Source organism: Buttiauxella warmboldiae (assembly GCF_003818135.1).
In the GTDB taxonomy this organism is placed as follows: Bacteria; Pseudomonadota; Gammaproteobacteria; order Enterobacterales; family Enterobacteriaceae; genus Buttiauxella; species Buttiauxella warmboldiae.
This window is the reverse complement of the sequence record NZ_RPOH01000087.1, coordinates 13,155-33,736: the sequence shown is the minus strand read 5'-3', so window position 1 is coordinate 33,736 and position 20,582 is coordinate 13,155. Positions and strand designations below refer to the sequence as shown.

The following is a 20,582-nucleotide window of genomic DNA, read 5'->3' as shown; positions in this document are numbered from 1 at the left end:
CTGCAAAGGCTTCGCAGTGATTAGCGAGTACGGTGAAATCCATGGTGGTATTAAAGGGAACATGAACAGTTCGTCCGACACTAGCTAACCTGTCGGGATGCTGATGGTTCTCTGGAGTGGAACCGCCCTCTGTCGCCGGAGAAAGATCGGCTGATTTTAGCCGTAAGGACCAAAGCATCAGCGATTGTTCGAACCGACCTTTCCGCCGCGTTACGCCATCTTTCCCAGCAAGGCTGCAGAGCAGCCAGTTAATGGCAAAGGCGATCCCAGTCAGCGGCGCCAAATAATGAGTAACAGTTACCGTTAAAATCGGTAACCATTACTTATTTAAGAAGGTTTTTTCACGCAGGATTAAGCGCCGGAGCTATCGAGCAAATCTTTGCTGGCCGCTTTTAAGTACTGGAACATAGACCAGAAAGTGAGTACCGCCGCGATAAAGAACAGGCCTATCCCCGCATACTCGACCCACAGATTCGGCCGCCAGAGCATACCGATCAGCGCCAGCATCTGCGCCATGGTTTTGGACTTACCGATCCAGGAGACCGCGACGCTGCTGCGCTTGCCAATTTCCGCCATCCATTCGCGCAACGCCGAGATAATGATTTCGCGAGCAATCATGGTGGCCGCAGGCAGCGTCACCCACCATGAATGGTAATGTTCAACCACCAGCACCAGCGCCACTACCACCATCACTTTATCCGCTACCGGATCGAGGAAGGCACCAAAACGGGTGCTCTGATTCCAGCGACGCGCCAGAAAACCATCAAACCAGTCGGTAATAGCGGCAAACCAGAAGATAAAGGCGCACAGGAAAGGTGCCCAGCTGAACGGCAGATAAAAAGCCAGCACAAAGAATGGGATAAGGATGATACGAAACAGAGTAAGCAATGTTGGGATATTAAATTGCATAGTGCTGGTTAACTGTCTGTCGTAAGTGGAAATTGTCTCTATGTTGCTACAGAGGCCTTAATGTTTCAACGAGTAGAAGATCTTTTCTGCAAGCAGCTGCGAGATACCCGGCACTTTTGCAATTTCTTCTACCGATGCATCCTTTAACGGTTGCAATCCACCCATATATTTCAACAACATCTGGCGACGCTTTGGTCCAACGCCCTCAATGGTCTCCAGCGCGCTGGTATTTTTCACTTTGGCACGCTTTTTCCTGTGGCCAGAAATCGCGTGGTCATGGGATTCATCCCGGATATGTTGGATAACATGCAGCGCCGGTGAATCTGACGGCAGCGAAAAGCCTTCCCCTTCCGGTTCAAAAAACAGGGTCTCAAGCCCGGCTTTACGATCGGCACCTTTTGCCACGCCTAATAATAAGGGATGATCTTTGTCCCATGCGACATCAAGCTGCGCGAAGACCGTTTTCGCCTGGCCGAGCTGCCCTTTCCCACCATCGATAAGAATCACGTCAGGAATTTTATCCTCATCAAGGGCTTTGCCGTAACGGCGACGCAGCACCTGATTCATCGCGGCATAGTCATCACCCGGAGTAATACCTTCGATGTTATAGCGGCGGTATTCAGCACGCAGCGGGCCACTGGCATCAAAAACCACGCAGGAAGCCACCGTCTGCTCACCCATGGTGTGGCTGATGTCAAAACACTCCATTCTTTTAATTTCCGGCAACGCCAGCACGCTGGCTAATGCCGCCAGCCGTTGGTGAATGGTCGACTGCTGCGCCAGCCGCGTCACCAGCGCGGTAGCGGCATTGGTGCGGGCAAGCTTGAGGTAACGGGCGCGATCGCCGCGTGGCTTCGTCTGCACGTTGATACGCCGCCCTGCCAGCTCCGTCAGGGAGTCTGACAGCAAGGTTTTATCCGGCAGATTGAAATCCAGCAGGATTTCAGAAGGCAGCGTACGCATCTGGCTGCCCTGCAGATAAAACTGCCCGACAAAGGTTTCCACCACTTCCGCAAGCTCCGTGCCGCCTGGCACTTTGGGGAAGTAGCTGCGGCTACCCAGCACCTTGCCCTGGCGGATAAACAGAACGTGAACGCAGGCCATCCCCGAGTCAAACGACACGCCAATGACGTCCAGATCGTCGCCGGTATTGGAAACAAACTGCTTTTCAGTGACGCGACGCACGGCCTGAATCTGGTCACGAATGCGGCCGGCCTCTTCAAACGCCAGGTTTTTGCTCGCCTGCTCCATGCGCTCAATCAGCTGATTGAGAACCTGATCGTCCTTACCGGACAGGAATAAGCGGACATATTCTACCTGCTGAGCGTAATCTTCTTCGCTCACTAAACCGGAGACACACGGCCCCAGGCAGCGCCCAATCTGGTATTGCAGGCAAGGACGCGAGCGGTTGCGATAAACATTGTTTTCGCACTGGCGGATCGGGAAGATTTTTTGTAATAACGCCAGCGTTTCGCGTACCGCATAGCCGTTAGGGAATGGTCCAAAATACTCCCCTTTCGCGTGTTTCGCCCCGCGATGCATAGCCAGTCGCGGGTGGGTATCAGCGCTCAGGAAAATGAAAGGATAGGATTTATCATCGCGCAGCAGCACGTTATAGCGCGGCTGGTATAGCTTGATGTAGTTGTGCTCCAGCAGCAACGCTTCGGTTTCTGTATGGGTTACCGTGACGTCAATATGCTGGATTAATGCCACCAGCGCTTGGGTTTTACGGCTGGCAAGATGGCTGCGGAAGTAGCTCGACAGCCGCTTTTTCAGATCTTTGGCTTTACCAACGTAAATCACCGTCTCGCTGGCGTCATACATGCGATAGACGCCAGGCTGGCTGGTTACGGTTTTGAGAAAAGCGCGTGGGTCAAAGGTTTCACTCACTACTGATTAACGTCTCCGCACTAAATAAACCATGACGAATGGCCAGGTGTGTCAGCTCAACATCGCCACTGATATTCAGTTTACTAAACATGCGGTAACGATAACTGTTAACCGTTTTTGGGCTAAGACTAAGCTGCTCTGAGATCTCATTGACCTTCTGGCCTTTGGTGATCATCAGCATAATCTGTAATTCACGCTCAGACAAACTGGCAAACGGGGTATCCGTTTTTTCCGGTTCGATCTGGCTTAACGCCATCTGCTGGGCAATGTCGGAGGCAATATAACGCTGGCCGGCATTCACCGAACGAATAGCGTTAACCACATCCTGTGGGGCCGCGCCTTTACTTAAATATCCCGCAGCGCCTGCCTGCATGACTTTTGCAGGTAGCGGATTTTCGGTGTGAATCGTCAACATAATCACTTTGATATCGCTTGAATAGCGTGCGATTTTGCGTGTCGCTTCAAGACCGCCAATCCCCGGCATGTTCATATCCATCAGCACCACATCCACCGGATGGCTACGGCACCACTTTACGGCATCCTCACCGCAATTTGCTTCACCTGATATCTTGATCCCTTTGATATCTTCAAGAATGCGTCGTATCCCTGCGCGCACCAGTTCGTGGTCATCAACAAGAAGTACGTTGATCAAAGGGGAACTCTCCAGAAAAGGAATTACGCTGCTAAAATTACCGCACCATATTAACGGGTTTTCCGACAACTTTAAAATGCAAAAACAGACTTTCAGAAGTTACACGGCTGCTGGTGATTTAATTGTACCGTGGAAACTCGGCAAGCTAGCGGATTTATTTATACTTTAAATAGTAAAAATGCTTTTCACATTAAAAAAAACGACACACCATTAATATAAGAAAACCTGAACAATCGCCGCAGGCAGGCTTTTATTTAACCTTAATTAAACATATTAAAAACAATTCCACAGCATTCTTACCCCTGGCGACCGGTACCCAAAGCGTAAGCACTAATAAAATGGTTTACGACTGTGCTATACTCCGCCGCCTTACGAAACCGTTACGCGAAACAACGGTGTATTCACCGAGACCGAGGAACACAAATGAGCACTCCTGATTTTTCCACCGCAGACAACAGTAGTGAACTGGCTATTGAAGTCACCTGCCTGAAAGCCATGCTGACTCAGATGCTGAAAGCCATGGGCCAGGCCGATGCCGGCAAGGTTATCATTAAAATGGAAAAGCAAATTGCTCAGATGGACGACTCGGCACACGCGGAAGTGTTTGGTAATACGGTTAAGCAAATTAAACAGGCATACCGTCAGTAAGGGCTAAACGACGGCTGGATGAGGCATTTTCTCCAGCCGTTTTGTTGCCGGCATTATCGGCGTACGCTTATCTTTAAATTATTCCAACCGCCGCGGCATAACAGGCAATTTGCGTTTTATTCGGCGCATTGAATTTCTTCTGCATATTTTTCTGGTGAAAGTTAACGGTATTTTCTGATATCGATAAAATCATCGCTATTTCAGCCGAGGTTTTTCCTTCTCCCGTCCACTGCAATATTTCCCGCTCGCGCTTGCTGAGCTTCAACGGCATCGCATCCATTGACGGATCGTGAAGACGCATTAATGTCATCAGGCTCAATTCCCCCAGATATTGCAGGCGCAATGCCAGCTCATCATCGGGTAATATTTTCCCTTTCTCCGTAGTACGCGACACCGAATAAAAGCCAAACGCATGGTTAGGCGCCATCACACACTGGCTGATCCCGCGCCTTAAACCGTGATCCCGAGCGGCATCCCAGAATAGCTGGGTGTCGCTAAAAAGCTCGTCATTCCACGGTAAATGTCCACGGATAAAATTATCCGGACGCAGCACCGGATCAATGGCGAAGTAATTTTCCGCATGGTAACGATCGAGCCAGCTTTGTGGATATGACGATCTTAAAAATGTTTTTGGCCGGGTAAACGGCACCGGATGACGAATGCAAAGCGAGTAATAATCAAACTCCAGCAGCTGCGTTTGCCGCTGGAGAATTTTGTTTATTTCATCCGCCTGCGTGACGGACTGAAAGAGAGCCAGCGCATCCTGCCGCCAGTGGAAAAAGTTGCGAGCATCCATGATGTCTGGCGTTTCTCCTGACATGTATATCATTACCAAATGTAATACGTAACGCTATCACATTTATCAGCATTATTAATCTGTTTAATCACGGCTCCGGTCATGGAGCCGCGTGGCTTGCTGGCTACTGGGTGAGGAATTTTTCGAGGAATTGCTGTGTTCGCGGCTGCTTCGGATTAGCAAAGAGTTCACGCGCCGGCCCCTGCTCCACAATGCGCCCCTGATCCATAAAAATGGCGCGGTCGGCAACGTCGCGGGCAAAACTCATTTCATGGGTCACAATCACCATGGTGCGCTTTTCTTGCGCCAGCTGGCGGATGGTGCTCAGCACCTCCCCCACCAGCTCAGGGTCAAGCGCTGAGGTCGGCTCATCAAACAGAATCACTTCCGGGCGCATCGCCAGCGCGCGTGCAATCGCTACGCGCTGCTGTTGCCCGCCAGAAAGGCGACGTGGATAGCTGGTTTCTTTACCGCTTAACCCGACTTTTGCCAGCAGTTCACGCGCGCGCGCCAGGGCTTCCTCCTTCGGCTCTCCTTTGACTATCACCGGCCCTTCAATGATATTTTCAATCACCGTGCGATGTGGGAAAAGGTTGAAGCTCTGGAACACGAAACCGACGTGCTGGCGCAGTTCGCGCACCCGATTTTTCTGTTTACTGAGCGATTGCGCGGCATCAATAGCGATCTCACCCACTTTAATGGTTCCCGCTTCCGGCTGCTCCAGCAGATTGATGCAACGCAGGAGCGTAGTTTTACCCGAGCCGCTCGGCCCGATAATCGCCACCACTTCACCCGCTTTCACTTCCAGATCGATGCCGTGCAGCACGGTCTGCCCGTGGAATTTTTTGACCAGTTGTTTTACGTCGATGGCGCTCATTTGGGATCCCTGTCCTGGCGATTAAGTTGATTTTCAAAGTAGTTTTGCAACGAGGAAAGCACCGTTGCCATCACCCAGTAAATCAATGAAGCCGCGAGATACATGGTAAACACCTCAAGGGTACGCGAGGTAATCAGCTGAGCCTGGCGGAACAGCTCAGGGACCTGAATCGTTGCCGCAAGGGAAGTATCTTTGACCAGGCTAATAAAACTGTTGCTCAGGGGCGGTAATGCCACGCGAGCCGCCTGCGGTAAAATCGCCCGACGCAGGGTTTGCCAGGGTGTCATACCAATACTGGCCGCGGCTTCCCACTGCCCTTTTTCGATGGAGGAAATCGCCGCGCGCAGCGTTTCCGAAGCATAGGCTGCGGTATTGAGCGATAAACCAATCATCGCCGCCGGAACAGGATCCAGCTCAATGCCGAACTGCGGCAGGCCGTAATAGATCATAAACAGTTGCGCGATTAACGGCGTACCGCGGAACACGGAGACGTAAAAACGCGACAGCCATGAAAATGGCCAGAACGGCGATAAACGCATCAGCGCCAGCAAAAAACCGAGAACCAACCCAAAGAACATGCCGCCGATGCTGAGCTGCAGCGTAAAGACGGCCCCTTTGAGCAGAAACGGCGCTGAGTCCAGCACCAGTTGAATACTCTCTTGCATAGTAACCCTGTATTTTTATTATGACTTAGATGTGCGGATGGTAAGCAAACAGCGCTGGCGCCCCACCGGTATGAATAAAGACTATCGGGCCGGTGTCTTTAAAGCGCTTTTGGGCCACGCCGTCAATTAATCCCGCCATCGCTTTGCCGGTATAGACCGGATCGAGCAGAATGCCTTCCAGGCGTGCCAGCAGTTTAATCGCCTCCAGCCCTTCTTCATTAGGCGTGCCATAACCGGGGGCGAAATAGTCATCCCAGAGCTGAATCGGATTATTTGCGCTAACGCTCAGGGAGTGCGCAACGGCCTGCTGTAGCGCCTCTACTTTCGGCAGCTGTTCGGCAATGGTGCGCGACACGGTGACGCCGATCAACTCAACATCCGGCATAACTTGTTCCAGCCCAACCGCAAGCCCTGCATGCGTCCCTGCGCTGCCGGAGGCGACCACCACAGAAGAGACGTTCACCGCACCTTCACACTGTTGGGCTATTTCCAGCGCGCTTTCCACATAACCCAACGCGCCCAGCGCATTAGACCCGCCAACCGGAATGATATACGGACGGAAACCCTGTGCTTCGAGGCGCACGGCGACCTCTTCGAGTTGGTTATCCGGTGAATGCAGCGCCGCGCACATTTCAATTTCCACATCGAACAGATCGAGCATTAAACGATTGCCGTTGCTGAGGTAGTTTTCTGCCCGGGTGGCAATCGGATTTTCCAGCAGGGCGACGCACTTCAGGCCAAGTTTTGCCGCCACCGCAGCGGTCTGGCGCACATGGTTCGACTGAATCGCGCCGGCAGTAACCAATGTGTCGGCCCCTTCGCGCAATGCATCAGCAGCGAGGAACTCAAGCTTGCGCAGCTTATTACCGCCCAACGCCACGGGCGTAGTGTCATCACGTTTAATGTAGATTTCGCGGCCGAGGTAGTCAGAAAAGCGCGGCAGATAGTCAAGCGGCGTAGGGGCACCAATAAATTCCAGACGCGCAAAGCGCGTCAGATTGTGCAGTGACATGAACAGCTCCGTTACACTGATAAAAATTTCACATTCCTTCATTATGTACCAGCACGGCCCTTTCCCGGCAAATACAAATAAAAAAGGCGGATGTCGCTTACGCTAATCCGCCCAACGCTGCCCGAATGAATTATTTGGTTACGTCAGCCCCAAACCACTTCGCAGAAAGCTTCGCTAAAGAACCGTCTTTGTGCATTTCAGCGATAGCTTTGTCGATCGCTGCTACCAGGTCTTCATTGCCTTTACGCACCGCGACACCCGCTTCCTGACGAGAGAACGCATCCCCCGCTACCGCCAGGGTATCTTTGGTTTTCTTCACCAGATCCAGCGCGGCCAGGCGGTCAACCAGAATCGCGTCAATACGGCCTACGCGCAGATCCTGATATTTCGTCGGGTCATCATCATAGGTGCGGATATCAACGCCCTGCGCGTTGGCGCGCAGCCACTCTTCGTAGTTGGTCCCAAGGCCGACACCCACTTTTTTCCCTTTCAGCGATTCAGGCCCGGTGATGCTGCCCTCATTGCCCTTTTTCACCAGCGCCTGAATACCCGAAACGGTGTACGGCGTGGAGAAATCATATTTTTTCTTACGCTCATCGGAGATGGTGACCTGATTGATCGCCACGTCGATGCGTTTAGAATCCAGCGACGCCAGCATGCCATCCCATTTAGTCGGCTTCAGGGATGCCTTCACGCCGATGTGTTGTGCCAGCTGCTCGGCAAATTCCACTTCAAAGCCGGTCAGCTTGCCATCGTCCCCCTGGAAGCTAAACGGGGGATAGGTCCCTTCCAGCCCAACCAGCAGCGTGCCGCGCTCTTTGACTTTATTGAGTAAATTTTCTGCCGCAAAAGTTTTTACGCTCGCGCCCGCGACCATTGCCACAGCCAGCACGCCCATCAGCGCCTGACGCCCCACCATTGCAAATTTCATAGTCACCCCGAATATTGATAATTTTGTTGTATTGTAACGGCTTAATATAATCAATCAAAACCACTGCGCTACAACTTATGCCATTTTAATATATATCAGAAGTTGATTTATTTTCCTGGAAATGAACATTCATATTTTGCTTCCGGGCCTGAAACTGTCCGTACTTGCGTAGCGCAATGCGGTAGTTATTGGTGCTGGTGGGCGGCAACCAAGGTTCAAGCGAATCGTCGAAGTAGCCTTTAACGGAGCCAGGGGCGGGAATATTGTGCGAGGCCAGATGAGTTCCGAGACGGCGCAGGCGCACCACATATTCACGGATAGTGCCGTGGCTCATTGCGGTTTGCTCGCACAGATACTCTTTAAAGCCGATGATATCAAAATAGTGCTGCTGTTCTTTGCAGTATAAATCGCCACAAAAACGGCACAATGCCGCCCAGGCGTGGCGCTCAACCTGCCAGCTATGCTCATCCATTAGGGTATCAAGCCGTGCGATGGCGGTTTTGCTGACGATTTCGCCCCGGCGTGTGAGAGTAATGCGGTCAAGCAATTTTGCGCACCTGCCGCAATGTGTTTGCGTGTGTTTAAAATCTTTTAAGAAGCGGTTTAATGGCCGTTTTTTTAACTGTTGCACCGTCATGATGGTATCCCGGTAAGCTGATATTTCGGCGGCACTCCCTACAACTTACCGAGCTTAGTGCGTAAGCGTTTAATCGCCTGGCTGTGCAACTGACTGACGCGCGACTCCCCCACTTCCAGCACCGCGCCAATCTCTTTGAGATTCAGCTCTTCCTGGTAGTAAAGAGTCAGCACCATCTTTTCGCGATCGGGTAACGCCTCAATGGCGTCCATCACGCGTTGGCGTAAATTCCCTTCCAGCAGCTGCTGGAGCGGGTTCGCCTGCTGATGATCCTCAGTAATCAGTTCGATACTGTCACCATGCTCTTCATGCCACTCGTCATAAGAGAAAAGCTGGCTGTTATTGGTGTCGAGCAACATCTGACGGTATTCGTTGAGCGGGATATCCAACCGTTCAGCCACTTCTGTTTCGGTGGCATTGCGACCCAGCTCTTGCTCCAGTTGACCCATTGCCTGCGCAACGCCGCGGGCGTTACGCCTGACGCTGCGGGGCACCCAGTCACGGCTGCGCAACTCATCAAGCATCGCCCCACGGATGCGCTGCACCGCGTAGGTGGTAAATGCCGTTCCTTGCAGGGCATCATAACGTTCCACTGCGTTTAACAACCCGATGCCGCCCGCCTGTAGCAGGTCGTCAAGCTCCACACTCGCGGGCAGGCGTACCTGCAGGCGTAATGCTTCGTGACGCACCAATGGTACATAACGCTGCCACAGCGAGTGTTTATCCATCACACCTTCAGCGGTATACAGTGAATTCACGATAAACAGCCCTGCGTTAGTTGAGTTATCGGCATGATTATCCGTTTCTGCAGGGGTTTTAATCGCAAGAATAGTGGGCGAAATAAGGGGTTATTTAGGGTGATGGGTAACAGTGGTTAGCAAAAAACCCCGCAAGCGCAGGGTTTGGTCAGAATTTTGCGTTTAATTAAAAAATTAACGCAGCAGAGACAGCACGCCCTGCGGAACCTGGTTTGCCTGCGCCAGAACAGAAGTACCCGCCTGCTGCAGGATCTGCGCGCGAGACATGTTAGAAACTTCGGTCGCGTAGTCAGCATCTTCGATACGGCTACGAGCAGAGGTCAGGTTATTGATGGTGTTGCCCAGGTTAGTGATAGCAGATTCAAAACGGTTTTGAACCGCACCCAGCGCACTACGCTGAGTATCGATCTGAGCTAAAGCAGCATCAATTGCTTTTAATGGATCGGCAGTACTGCCACTTTTCATATCACCTAAATCTAATGCAGCACCGTTCAGCGTAAAGGTAGCGGTGTTACCTGCTACAGTCGCATCGGCTGGATTGAGAGCAATATAGAACGTTTTTGCCGTACCAGCTTGAACATCTAAGCCTTTATCCTGTGCGTTTTTAGCCTCAACCGCGGTTAAAGTCGCAGCAAAAGTAACGGCCGCAAATAAATTACCATTATCATCTTTTACCGCTGTACCACCTACTGTAACCTTCGTATCTGCAACACCCGTTGCTGTACCAATTTGAGCAGGAGTCACCCCAGCAATTGCTGTTGTAGTCACTGCGGTGGTGGCACCCCAGGTTGCCTGGTAGTCAGCGGCAACGAGAGCGCCAGGCGTTCCGTTTGGTCCAGAAACGTTGAAACCACCTAGTTTAAGAGTACTTGCAGTAACTTCGCTCAACCCAATTTTGATAGTTTCATCATCGTTTGCACCAACCTGAATGGAAAGAGTCTGATTTTTACTCAAGACCTTAGTGCCGTTAAATTGAGTCTGGGCAGAGACACGATCGATTTCGTCTAGACGTTGTTTAATTTCATCCTGAATGGATGACAGGTCAGTCTTAGTGTTAGTGCCATTTTGAGCCTGTACAGTCAGTTCGCGAACACGTTGCAGGTTGTTGTTGATTTCGTTCAGCGCACCTTCGGTAGTTTGAGCCAGAGAAATACCGTCATTGGCGTTACGAGAAGCCTGCGTCAAACCTTTAATGTTTGAGGTGAAGCGGTTGGCGATTGCCTGACCTGCCGCATCGTCTTTAGCGCTGTTAATTCGCTGACCGGAAGACAGACGCTCGATCGCGGAACCCAGAGCGGACTGAGATTTGTTCAGATTGTTTTGGGTCAACAGCGACAGGCTGTTAGTGTTGATAACTTGTGCCATGATTTTATCCTTATCAATTCACATTTTATGGTTGGGCTGTTGCCCACGGTTTCTCACCGTCTACCCATGTATCGGCACGCTATTTTCGAACTTTAGAATAATTTCATTTTTTCTCTAGCCGCCGAAATAACCCGTAACGCCTTCATTATTCCCGCCATTAGACAAGCGCAAATATCATTAAACTTTGCGCTCTCGTTGCCGATACCACAGTGAATAATTCTTAGTAATGAAAAGGGAATAATAATGGCTAGCGTTTCTTCATTAGGAGTCGGCTCCAATCTGCCGCTGGATACCCTGTTAACCAATCTTTCGACCGCAGAAAAAGGGCGACTGACGCCGATTACGGCACAGCAGTCCAGCTATAGTGCAAAACTTACCGCTTATGGTTCACTTAAAAGTGCGATTGAAAAATTCCAGACCGCCAACACGGCACTGAATGATGCCGCTATTTTTAAAAGCAGTATTGCCAGCAGCAGCACTGCTGATTTAGGCGTGAGCACTGGTGCAGGTGCCGCAGCGGGCAAGTACACCATCAGTGTCACGCAACTGGCTCAGGCACAATCCCTGGCAACAGCGGGTAAGAGCAGCGCTACCGATAAGCAGAGCAATGTACTTTCAACCGATCGCAAACTGGTTATCAACCAGCCGGGCCGTGAAAAACCGCTGGAGATACAGCTAAGCGATGACCAAACCTCTTTAAATGGCATTCGCGACGCCATTAATACCGCCGACGGTGGCGTATCAGCGAGCGTAATTAAAAATAAAGACGGCGAGTTTCAGCTGGTTATTTCTTCTGCCGAAACTGGCGTTGAAAATGCGATGACCATTAGCGTCACAGGTGATACCAAACTTAACGATCTTATTGGCTATGATTCAAAGACCACTACTGGTGGTTTATCACAAACCGTCGCCGCCCAAAATGCCCAGTTGACCATTAATAATATCCAGGTTGAAAGCGCCAGCAACACCGTCAAAGATACCCCGGAAGGCGTGACGTTAACGCTAAATAAAGAAGTCACCAACGCCACCGTCAGCGTGAACAAAACTAACGAGAAATCGACCGCGGCGATTAAAAGCTGGGTTGATGCCTATAACTCAATGCTGGATACCTTCAGCTCGCTGACCAAATATAGCGCTGTTGAAGCCGGTGCCAGCCAAAGTTCTGGTAATGGCGTCCTGCTTGGTGACAGCGTCATTCGCATCATTCAAACCGGCATTCGCTCTCAATTCACGACTGGCGATACCGGCTCAAATTTTAGCACCTTATCGCAAATGGGCATTGCTCAAGACCCAACCACTGGCAAACTAAAAATTGATAACGATAAACTGAGTACTGCATTAACCAAAAACTCTGTTGATACGCAAAAACTACTGGTTGGCGATGGCAAAACCACCGGTATCACTACCACTACCGCTAATCTGGTAAAAAATTATCTGGCTGATGATGGCATTATCGACAGCGCCACCACCAGCATTAACGCCACGTTGAAAAGCCTTACTAAGCAATACCTTAACGTCAGCTCCAGCATTGATGACACCATCGCCCGATACAAAGCCCAGTTCACACAGCTCGACACCATGATGAGCAAGTTGAACAACACCAGCTCGTATCTGACTCAACAATTATCATCCAAAAGTTCCTGATAACAAGGGGTAATTATGTACAGCCCGCGGGGTATACAAGCCTATGCTCAAATCGGTGTCGAAAGTGCCGTGATGAGCGCGAGTCCGCATCAACTGATTGTGTTGCTTTTTGATGGAGCATTAAGCGCTTTGGTCAGAGCCCGCTTGTTTATGCAGCAAGGAGAGCTGGCCGCCAAGGGCGAAGCGCTGAGTAAAGCCATCAACATTATCGATAACGGTCTGAAAGCAGGTTTAGATAATCAACAAGGCGGTGAAATCGCCGCGAACTTATCCTCTCTGTACGACTATATGATTCGCCGCCTGATGCAGGCCAACCTGCGTAATGATGTGGCGGCCATCGAAGAAGTGGCAGGGCTATTAACCAATATTGCCGATGCCTGGAAACAGATTTCGCCTCTGAATACTGCGCGGGAGCCTGCCTGATGTCGCCGTATGTAGAACTGATCAGCCGCTGGCAGAACGTGATGCTGCTAAGCCAGTCGTTACTGGAGCTGGCACAGCGCGGCGAGTGGGATTTATTGCTGGAGCAGGAGGTTGCTTATCTGCAAGGCATTGAAACGCTTAACGCGAATCCAGTCCCACCCGGGACGGTAAAAGCGGTGCAGGATATGCTGCAGCAAAACCTTGCGCAAATTCTGGCCAACGAACAGGCGCTAAAAAATTTATTGCAGCAGCGTCTGGACGAGCTCAGTTCATTAATTGGCCAGTCTTCACGCCAGCAAACCCTGAACCACACGTATGGCAGGTTATCAGGCCAGTTACTGGTACCGAATGCGCCACGATAGTGTTGCAGCAATCGATAACTAATCCGCTACCTGCTCTAAAATCTTCCATACTCCAGAAGTCAGCTAAATGACTCCTGGAGCATGGATTGATGAAAAACCCAACTTTGTTGCAATTTTTCCACTGGTATTACCCAGGTGAGGGTAAGCTGTGGGCGGAAGTCGCCGAACGTGCAGCAACGCTCAATGATATCGGCATCAATATGGTCTGGCTGCCCCCCGCTTATAAAGGCAGCTCCGGCGGCTACTCCGTCGGCTATGACGTTTACGATCTCTTCGATTTAGGTGAGTTCGATCAAAAAGGATCGGTTGCCACCCGCTATGGCGACAAAACACAATTGCAGGCTGCGATAAAAACCCTGCAAGAAAATAAGATTGCCGTACTGCTGGATGTGGTGCTCAACCACAAAATGGGGGCGGATGAAAAAGAGCGTATTCAGGTCAATCGCGTCAATGAAGAAAATCGTAATGAAATAGACGCAGAAGTTATCGAATGCGAAGCCTGGACGCGCTACACCTTTCCCGCCCGCGCCGGAAAATATTCACAGTTTATCTGGGATCACAAATGTTTTAGCGGCGTTGACCACATCGAAAATCCTGATGAAGACGGTATTTTTAAAATCATCAATGATTACACCGGCGAGGGCTGGAACGAGCAGGTTGATGATGAACTGGGTAATTTCGACTACCTGATGGGCGAGAATATCGACTTCCGCAATCACGCCGTCACCGAAGAGTTAAAATACTGGGCGCGCTGGGTGATGAGAGAGACCGGCTGTAACGGCTTCCGGCTGGATGCGGTAAAACATATTCCGGCCTGGTTCTACAAAGAGTGGATTGAACACGTTCAGGAGGAGGCGGAACAGCCGCTGTTTATCGTGGCTGAATACTGGTCACACGAAGTCGATAAACTTCAGGACTATATCGCGCAGGTCGACGGGAAAACGATGCTGTTTGATGCGCCGCTACAAATGAAATTCCACCAGGCGTCGAAACAGGGTCGTGATTACGACATGAGCCAGATTTTTACCGACACCCTGGTAGCAGCCGATCCTTTCCACGCCGTGACGCTGGTTGCCAATCACGACACCCAACCGCTGCAATCTCTTGAAGCTCCCGTTGAGCCCTGGTTCAAACCGCTGGCCTATGCGCTGATTCTGCTGCGTGAAAACGGGGTGCCCAGCGTCTTTTATCCAGACTTGTTTGGTGCCAGCTACGACGATGAAGGTGGCGATGGCGAAATTTATCACATCGATATGCCGATCGTTGCGCAGCTCGACGACCTCATCCACGCCCGTGAACGCTTTGCCCACGGCGTGCAAACGCTGTGGTTCGATCACCCCAATTGCATTGCCTTTAGCCGCAGCGGCACTGACGAGTTTCCCGGCTGCGTGGTGGTGCTATCAAACGGGGATGAAGGCGAGAAAACCATGACGCTTGGTGATAATTACGGAGGTAAAAAATGGCGCGACTATCTGGGTAACCGTGAAGAAACCCTCACCACCGATGATAACGGCTGCGCGACCTTTACCTGCAATGGCGGCAGCGTCAGCGTGTGGGTAATGGAGGAGGCGCTATAGCGTGAGCTATGTCTCCCTCTCTCATCGCAGAGAGAGGGGGGAAATCGCCGCTAGGGTCATTGGGTTTCCAGCGGGTTTTTCTGCAGGAAATCCGCACATTCCTGCGTCGGACGGGCAACGCGTTTCATCGTCATCCCTGCATACTCCAGGGTTTCGCCTTCACGCTCAAGGCTGTAAACCTCGCGCCTGTGGGTGACGTTATACCAGTCCTCGGAGCGCATCATAAGCTTACCCGGCAGAGCAATTACCCGCTGCCACTGGCGGCAATCCAGCGTATCCCCGGCGGGCGTAACCACCAGCGTCGCTATCGCCTCTGGGCTTACCATCTCACTTTGCGGCCCTTCGGACTGCCAGTAACCGGCGAGTCCCGCAGGCGCTGGGGTTTTCACCACTTCGCGGTAATCATCAACCTGCACACAGCCGCTCAACGCCAGCAACACTGTCAATAATGCAATCTTCTTCATCATCTATCCCGACCGCGGAGAAAAAATAATTTTCGCATTAAAGCACTTAGCTCGCCAGTGTTTCGGCATAAAGCCATTAATCTATGTAAACAGCGGCACACTACACCTGCATGTTCATGCGTATGAGGCTTTAATTTAGCAGAACATGGAAAACACGTAATAGCACACATTAAGACAGATGCTTAGTGCGAACTTTCAGGACTAAGGTTGTCGTTTATGAAAGCTCACGCTAATTTTTTGTCCCATCCATGCCCTATCATGTTGCTGACACATCACCTAACTCACCGTTCCTGGCGTAGTTCAGCACAGCTTCACCATACGAAACTGATCTTACCTACATATTGTGGGCACAGACCTAAGCGAGGGCGAGGTTTTGGTTTTCAAACTGTTCCAGGCAGAGAGCGCTACAGGCACTGTAACGTCGCCAGCGATTGCGATCGCACACAATATAATTAAACACTGTCGACCACATTATTTCCCGGCTGCCAAAGCGTTATCCGTGAATACATTCCACTTTCAGCGAGCTGAGGTAGAAAAAGCGTATTACGCGTCACTGAATGACCGAGATATGGCAGCCTGAGCTCTCAGGCAAAATACTTCCAGGAAAACCGGAGCAGTTCAGTGCGCTGCTGCGCCAGAATTGTTGCAGGCTTAGGGTATCGCACCATGATGCCCCTCTGGTAAGTGATAATTTACTTTGGCATAACTTTGGCGCACAAGACGATAAAAACGGCCCCTGAAATGAGCGAGCCGGGGAACAGAATCAACCTAACACCATCTTGCCAATCATTAGACCCATCGCCACTGAGACAATTACGTTCACCAGGCCGGGGCGCATAAAGCTGTGGTTAAGCACATATTTGCCGATGCGGGTGGTGCCGGTATCGTCGAAGGCCAGCGCCGCGAGGCACTGCCCGGCCACCGGGATAAAGAAGTAGCCGTTGACCGCAGGCCAGGAGCCAATCAGCGCATACGCCGGTAATCCAAGCGCCAGCCCCAACGGCAGCAGGATCAGCGTGGTCGCCGCCTGGCTGCTGACCATCGCCGAGACAAAGAACATCATGATGGCGATAAGCCAGGTATGTTCCTGCAACAGCACCTGCACTTCCGATTTGATCAGGTCGATATGGCTGCTGACAAAGGTTTCGCTCATCCACGCCAGGCCAAAGGCGCAGACGATGGCCAGCGCACCAGCGCGGAACACGCTGCCACTGAGAATTTGATCCACTGGCGGGCGGCACAGCAGCACAATCAGACAGGCGAAAGAGAGCATTACAATCTGGATCGCCGCCGACATCGAGAGCGGTTGCAGCCCTTTGGCGGTGTCGACCAGCGGACGCAGGCCTGGCACCAGCCCCAGCAGCACAATCACCACCGCGCCGGTCAGGAACAGCAGCACCGAGAGTTTGGCTCGCGGCGCGATTTCGGCGCTGCGCTCCGCTTTGCCAATCGGCTTGAGAAGCCCTTCCACCAGGCGACGCTGGTATTCCGGATCGTCCTTCAGCTCTTTGCCTTTATTAAAGGTGGCGATGGCCCCCGTCGCCACGCCAATCAGAGTCGCCGGGATGCAAATCATCATGATGGTGGAAATAGAGATGCCAAACGGGGCCATCAGGCCGATCATCGCCGCCATAGCCGCCGAAATCGGGCTGGCGGTGATCGCCTGCTGAGACGCTATCACGGAAATCGACAGCGGACGCTCCGGGCGAATACCGGAATCCCGCGCCACTTCGGAGATCACCGGGAGCAGGCTATACACCACGTGCCCGGTGCCGGACATAAAGGTGAAGGTATAGCAGATAAACGGGGCCAGCAGTGTGATATAGCGCGGATGGCTGCGCAGCATTTTTTCCGCCAGCCGGACTAATAAATCCAACCCGCCGGACGCCTGTAATGACGATGCCGCTAATACCACCGAGAGAATAATTAAAATAACGTCGATGGGCGGCGACGAAGGCGTCAGACCAAAACCAAATACCAGCACGCCAACGCCAAGGCCGCCAACCATTCCTAAAAATACGCCGCCAATACGGGCGCCAAACATCAGGGCTACAAGGATAAAACACAATTCTGTCCAGAACATACTTTCCCCCGGATAATGGAGTGAATTCCAGTTATGTTTTTATGTAATCGGTGAGAGGCAATTAGCCGGAATACGGTTTACCAAAGCCAAACGCGCCATAATGATGTAATACCTGGCTGGCTGATTTCCCGCCTGCAGCCATGGCGCGAATAATATCGTCTTGTTCCGGTTGAGGTTTACCGCATGCCAGAATGGACAGCATAAAGCCGGTTAAAAAAGCATCGCCTGCGCCGAGAGTATCGACGGGTTGAATATAAACCGGTTGCCATTCGATGAGTTTATTTCCGGCATAGTAATACACCTTTTCATGTCCGCTCGTGGCAATAACATGTTTACAGCCGTAATCGTAAAATTTATAAATCTTATTAATGGTCTCTTCGACCGATAACGCCCCACAGGAAATAAATCCGTAATCCACCCACGGGCAAACCTGTTTAAAATAGTCGTCAGTCCCACGTCCGGAAAAATCAAACGACAGGGTGATATTGCGTTGTTTAATTTTTGCTAATTCAGATTCGAGAAATCCGTTAATACTGGAGTGCGCCGCATCGAATTGGGAAATATAATCGAGGTCGTCATCGGATAATTGCAGCGGATGTTCCCGTAATACGCCGTTTTTATTACTGGTGACAAATTCCCTGTCGCCATCCACCAGCCGGATACAGGCATAGCCGTTTTCCCCGATATAATGGCGACAGCGCTGACAATCGATTTTCAGTTCCTGCAAAGTATCCCGCACATGCTGCGCGGCCGCATCGTTGCCGAAAGCGCCGAGAAACGCGCTTTCATAGCCCGCCAGCCGGGCGTATACCGCGAAGTTGAGCGCATTGCCTCCGGGGTACATCACGCCGGAATGAAGATATTTATCAACGACATTATCACCAATGCCAATCACCTTAATGTCCATCATTATTCCTTGTTGATAGTGATAAACCGAGCGTCCCTGCCCCTGCGTCAAATCCTGGCGTGATTAATATTCGACCTTCCACATGTAGCGACGGGTCGTTAACGGATGCTGACGGATCTCGGCCAGCGCACGGTTATAAACCGGGTAAACGTTGTTGAACAGCGAATGGTTGAAGTAATCGATCACTGTCGGCTTGATGGTGGAAAGGCCCAGCTCTTTGGCATCCACCACTTCGATACGGCGACCATATTTTTTCAGGAAGTTCAGGGCGCGCTCGTCCACCGCGCGGGTGCTGCCTTCAGAGAACTGGAAGAAGAACGGCGTGTTGGCATCGGTGATTTCGAACGGGCCGTGGAAGAACTCGCCGCTGTGGATGCAGGCGGAGTGGATCCACTGCATTTCCATAAAGATGCAGATGCTCTGCAAATAGGCCGCGCCGTAACCCGCGCCGCTCGCCATGGTGTAGATGACTTTGTCGTCTTTGTATTCCTGAGCGAACGCCTGAGCACGGTTCTGCAAATGATCCCACGCGCGGTACACGATGCGGTTGATTTTGCTCAGGCCATCCTGGAAATCCTCGTAATGGGCATAACCTTCGGTCTGGTTGAGGATTTCTACCGCGGTGATCAGGCCCTTAAGGGTTTTCTCTTCGGCGATGTCTTTGCCGTCGCCAAAGCTGTAGGTTTCTACGAAGTCGCAGTGGGCCACCAGCGGGGAGTCGGTCACCCAGGTCAGGCCGATAACCGGCACGCCGCGGCTCTGGGCCAGCTCTGCTGCTTTAATAGTTTCCGGGGTGTTGCCTTTGTGGGACGCGACCACCACTACCGCGTTATCACCCAGCGCCACTGGCGGGTTATTGATAAATTCGCCGCTGTTGTACAACCCGACTGTGACCTTAGTGGCTTCTTTTTCCAGGAAGGCTTTCGCCGGGTAAAACGCCGCATACGAGCCGCCGCAGGCGACATAATACACATGAGTGATCCCGCCCTTCTCCGCTTTTCTTTCAACGATGCCGCTAATGATTGCTTTAATACTCATCACTTTTCCCCTTGGGTCGTTTCTGACGTTAACCGCGAGACAGCCGCACGCCAATCAATGTATCTAAATGTATTGCTATGGATGTATAACATTTACATACATTTAGATCAACGAGTGGCCCGCCAAAAAAATCGGGATCCACGATACGGATCCCGATTTACGCTGTAACGGCGTAACAATCAACGATGAAAAATGGGGGTCAGACGGTAAAACGCAATTTGTCGCCGACGATCAGCTGATGAGAAATGCAGGACATTTCGCCTTTGTTATCAATCATCTCGCTCTTAATCGAGATCAGCGGATAGCGGCTGGCGACGCCAAGGTAATGGGCCACCTCAAAACTGGCATACACCAGTTCAATGGTTTTGCTGGAGTGGGTAAACCACAGACCATGCTTGTCACGCAGGGTGTCGTACAGCGAATTACTGTTGAGATCTTCATTCAGCAGCGTAGCAAACTGCGGAGGGAACCGGACCGTTTCCAGCGATACCGGCACGTCGTCGGCATAGCGGATACGCTCAATCACCACCGCCTTTTCTCCCTCAGGAATGTTCAGTTTGGCGCGGGTCTCTTCGTCGCAGGCTTCAAACACCGACTTGATGGTGCGCGAACCGGGGCGGCGGCCCTGGGATCGGCACAGCTCGCTGAAGCTCATGATGCCGGTCATGCTGCGCTGGAACTTCTCGCCGGAGACAAACGTCCCTTTACCTGATACCCGGGTGAGGAAGTTTTCTCGCGTCAGCGCATCCAGCGCTTTACGCACCGTCACGCGGCTCACCTGCCAGCTGGCGCTGAGATCGTTTTCGGTGGGGATCTGCTGCCCCGGCTGATACTCGCCCCTTAGAATCGCCTCTTTGAGAGCTTCTTCAAGCTGCTTATACAGCGGTTTGGCACTGGAGGTATCCGGCAGATTCACTTTATGTATCCTTTTGTATTATCCTAAG

Annotated in this window: 21 protein-coding genes and 1 pseudogene; 5 read left to right on the top strand and 17 right to left on the bottom strand. The window is 51.6% G+C overall.

What is annotated here, in order from left to right; genetic code table 11:
• Positions 1-351: 351 nt before the first annotated feature.
• From pgsA to uvrY, 3 genes are read right to left on the bottom strand one after another with little or no spacing between them, the layout of a single operon-like run.
• On the bottom strand, positions 352-909 hold the full coding sequence (pgsA, locus tag EHN07_RS18155; protein ID WP_124025434.1) for a CDP-diacylglycerol--glycerol-3-phosphate 3-phosphatidyltransferase: 558 nt from the start codon (positions 907-909) through the stop codon (positions 352-354).
• 57 nt (positions 910-966) lie between these two features.
• Positions 967-2,799, bottom strand: coding sequence for an excinuclease ABC subunit UvrC (gene uvrC, locus EHN07_RS18150; RefSeq protein WP_124025433.1), 1,833 nt, complete (start codon positions 2,797-2,799; stop codon positions 967-969).
• Positions 2,792-3,451, bottom strand: a complete 660-nt coding sequence (gene uvrY / locus EHN07_RS18145; protein ID WP_124025432.1) for a UvrY/SirA/GacA family response regulator transcription factor — start codon at positions 3,449-3,451, stop codon at positions 2,792-2,794. Before uvrY ends, uvrC begins: the two co-directional genes overlap by 8 nt.
• Positions 3,452-3,874: 423 nt before the next feature.
• Here uvrY and EHN07_RS18140 point away from each other — a divergent pair, with 423 nt between their 5' ends.
• Positions 3,875-4,099, top strand: a complete 225-nt coding sequence (locus EHN07_RS18140; protein WP_034458173.1) for a DUF2594 family protein — start codon at positions 3,875-3,877, stop codon at positions 4,097-4,099.
• 73 nt (positions 4,100-4,172) lie between these two features.
• On the opposite strand, the gene sdiA is transcribed toward EHN07_RS18140, so the two are convergent.
• From sdiA to EHN07_RS18100, 8 genes are all read right to left on the bottom strand, one after another.
• Positions 4,173-4,895, bottom strand: coding sequence for a quorum-sensing transcriptional regulator SdiA (sdiA, locus tag EHN07_RS18135; RefSeq protein WP_124025431.1), 723 nt, complete (start codon positions 4,893-4,895; stop codon positions 4,173-4,175).
• Between the two features lie 124 nt (positions 4,896-5,019).
• A complete protein-coding gene (tcyN, locus tag EHN07_RS18130; RefSeq protein ID WP_124025430.1) occupies positions 5,020-5,772 on the bottom strand; it encodes an L-cystine ABC transporter ATP-binding protein TcyN in 753 nt (250 codons plus the stop codon).
• Positions 5,769-6,437 (bottom strand): cystine ABC transporter permease, encoded by a 669-nt coding sequence (gene tcyL / locus EHN07_RS18125; protein ID WP_124025429.1) that lies wholly within the window; start codon positions 6,435-6,437, stop codon positions 5,769-5,771. The genes tcyN and tcyL overlap by 4 nt, the downstream gene beginning before the upstream one ends.
• A gap of 25 nt (positions 6,438-6,462) precedes the next feature.
• Positions 6,463-7,449, bottom strand: a complete 987-nt coding sequence (dcyD, locus tag EHN07_RS18120) for a D-cysteine desulfhydrase (protein WP_124025428.1) — start codon at positions 7,447-7,449, stop codon at positions 6,463-6,465.
• A gap of 130 nt (positions 7,450-7,579) precedes the next feature.
• Positions 7,580-8,380: a cystine ABC transporter substrate-binding protein gene (gene tcyJ / locus EHN07_RS18115; RefSeq protein ID WP_124025427.1), complete on the bottom strand. Its 801-nt coding sequence runs from the start codon at positions 8,378-8,380 to the stop codon at positions 7,580-7,582.
• A gap of 85 nt (positions 8,381-8,465) precedes the next feature.
• Complete coding sequence (gene fliZ / locus EHN07_RS18110) at positions 8,466-9,017, bottom strand: flagella biosynthesis regulatory protein FliZ (RefSeq protein WP_124025426.1); 552 nt, start codon at positions 9,015-9,017, stop codon at positions 8,466-8,468.
• A 38-nt stretch (positions 9,018-9,055) separates the two neighbouring features.
• Entirely contained in the window at positions 9,056-9,775 is a 720-nt protein-coding gene (locus tag EHN07_RS18105; protein WP_124025425.1) for an RNA polymerase sigma factor FliA, read from the bottom strand.
• A 174-nt stretch (positions 9,776-9,949) separates the two neighbouring features.
• Complete coding sequence (locus EHN07_RS18100) at positions 9,950-11,140, bottom strand: FliC/FljB family flagellin (RefSeq protein ID WP_124025424.1); 1,191 nt, start codon at positions 11,138-11,140, stop codon at positions 9,950-9,952.
• A gap of 243 nt (positions 11,141-11,383) precedes the next feature.
• On the opposite strand from EHN07_RS18100, the gene fliD reads away from it, so the two are divergent.
• From fliD to amyA, 4 genes are all read left to right on the top strand, one after another.
• A complete protein-coding gene (gene fliD, locus EHN07_RS18095; RefSeq protein ID WP_124025423.1) occupies positions 11,384-12,784 on the top strand; it encodes a flagellar filament capping protein FliD in 1,401 nt (466 codons plus the stop codon).
• Between the two features lie 15 nt (positions 12,785-12,799).
• Positions 12,800-13,207 carry a flagellar export chaperone FliS gene (gene fliS, locus EHN07_RS18090; RefSeq protein WP_124025422.1) on the top strand — a complete coding sequence of 136 codons (408 nt, stop codon included), beginning with the start codon at positions 12,800-12,802 and terminating at the stop codon, positions 13,205-13,207.
• The gene (gene fliT / locus EHN07_RS18085) at positions 13,207-13,569 is read left to right on the top strand and encodes a flagella biosynthesis regulatory protein FliT (RefSeq protein ID WP_124025421.1); all 363 of its coding nucleotides are present in this window, start codon (positions 13,207-13,209) and stop codon (positions 13,567-13,569) included. The genes fliS and fliT overlap by 1 nt, the downstream gene beginning before the upstream one ends.
• A gap of 89 nt (positions 13,570-13,658) precedes the next feature.
• On the top strand, positions 13,659-15,146 hold the full coding sequence (gene amyA / locus EHN07_RS18080) for an alpha-amylase (protein WP_124025420.1): 1,488 nt from the start codon (positions 13,659-13,661) through the stop codon (positions 15,144-15,146).
• Between the two features lie 56 nt (positions 15,147-15,202).
• Here amyA and yedD read toward each other — a convergent pair whose 3' ends face one another.
• The 6 genes and pseudogenes from yedD to EHN07_RS18050 form a co-directional block, all read right to left on the bottom strand.
• A complete protein-coding gene (gene yedD / locus EHN07_RS18075) occupies positions 15,203-15,610 on the bottom strand; it encodes a lipoprotein YedD (protein ID WP_124025446.1) in 408 nt (135 codons plus the stop codon).
• A 355-nt stretch (positions 15,611-15,965) separates the two neighbouring features.
• A pseudogene (locus tag EHN07_RS18070) lies at positions 15,966-16,142 on the bottom strand (IS3 family transposase); the annotation flags it as partial.
• A 231-nt stretch (positions 16,143-16,373) separates the two neighbouring features.
• Complete coding sequence (locus EHN07_RS18065; RefSeq protein WP_124025419.1) at positions 16,374-17,693, bottom strand: anaerobic C4-dicarboxylate transporter family protein; 1,320 nt, start codon at positions 17,691-17,693, stop codon at positions 16,374-16,376.
• A gap of 61 nt (positions 17,694-17,754) precedes the next feature.
• Positions 17,755-18,600, bottom strand: a complete 846-nt coding sequence (locus tag EHN07_RS18060; RefSeq protein WP_124025445.1) for a fructoselysine 6-kinase — start codon at positions 18,598-18,600, stop codon at positions 17,755-17,757.
• Positions 18,601-18,663: 63 nt separating this feature from the next.
• Positions 18,664-19,638, bottom strand: a complete 975-nt coding sequence (gene fraB / locus EHN07_RS18055; protein ID WP_425267207.1) for a 6-phosphofructose-aspartate deglycase — start codon at positions 19,636-19,638, stop codon at positions 18,664-18,666.
• Between the two features lie 199 nt (positions 19,639-19,837).
• Positions 19,838-20,554 carry a GntR family transcriptional regulator gene (locus EHN07_RS18050; protein ID WP_124025417.1) on the bottom strand — a complete coding sequence of 239 codons (717 nt, stop codon included), beginning with the start codon at positions 20,552-20,554 and terminating at the stop codon, positions 19,838-19,840.
• Positions 20,555-20,582 lie beyond the last annotated feature (28 nt).

Coding starts and splice junctions, on each gene's coding strand:
- pgsA (WP_124025434.1), bottom strand. CDS start 909: ATGCAATTTAATATCCCAACATTGCTTACTCTGTTTCGTATCATCCTT.
- EHN07_RS18140 (WP_034458173.1), top strand. CDS start 3,875: ATGAGCACTCCTGATTTTTCCACCGCAGACAACAGTAGTGAACTGGCT.
- sdiA (WP_124025431.1), bottom strand. CDS start 4,895: ATGGATGCTCGCAACTTTTTCCACTGGCGGCAGGATGCGCTGGCTCTC.
- tcyN (WP_124025430.1), bottom strand. CDS start 5,772: ATGAGCGCCATCGACGTAAAACAACTGGTCAAAAAATTCCACGGGCAG.
- tcyL (WP_124025429.1), bottom strand. CDS start 6,437: ATGCAAGAGAGTATTCAACTGGTGCTGGACTCAGCGCCGTTTCTGCTC.
- dcyD (WP_124025428.1), bottom strand. CDS start 7,449: ATGTCACTGCACAATCTGACGCGCTTTGCGCGTCTGGAATTTATTGGT.
- tcyJ (WP_124025427.1), bottom strand. CDS start 8,380: ATGAAATTTGCAATGGTGGGGCGTCAGGCGCTGATGGGCGTGCTGGCT.
- fliZ (WP_124025426.1), bottom strand. CDS start 9,017: ATGACGGTGCAACAGTTAAAAAAACGGCCATTAAACCGCTTCTTAAAA.
- EHN07_RS18100 (WP_124025424.1), bottom strand. CDS start 11,140: ATGGCACAAGTTATCAACACTAACAGCCTGTCGCTGTTGACCCAAAAC.
- fliD (WP_124025423.1), top strand. CDS start 11,384: ATGGCTAGCGTTTCTTCATTAGGAGTCGGCTCCAATCTGCCGCTGGAT.
- fliS (WP_124025422.1), top strand. CDS start 12,800: ATGTACAGCCCGCGGGGTATACAAGCCTATGCTCAAATCGGTGTCGAA.
- fliT (WP_124025421.1), top strand. CDS start 13,207: ATGTCGCCGTATGTAGAACTGATCAGCCGCTGGCAGAACGTGATGCTG.
- amyA (WP_124025420.1), top strand. CDS start 13,659: ATGAAAAACCCAACTTTGTTGCAATTTTTCCACTGGTATTACCCAGGT.
- yedD (WP_124025446.1), bottom strand. CDS start 15,610: ATGAAGAAGATTGCATTATTGACAGTGTTGCTGGCGTTGAGCGGCTGT.
- EHN07_RS18065 (WP_124025419.1), bottom strand. CDS start 17,693: ATGTTCTGGACAGAATTGTGTTTTATCCTTGTAGCCCTGATGTTTGGC.
- EHN07_RS18060 (WP_124025445.1), bottom strand. CDS start 18,600: ATGGACATTAAGGTGATTGGCATTGGTGATAATGTCGTTGATAAATAT.
- fraB (WP_425267207.1), bottom strand. CDS start 19,638: ATGAGTATTAAAGCAATCATTAGCGGCATCGTTGAAAGAAAAGCGGAG.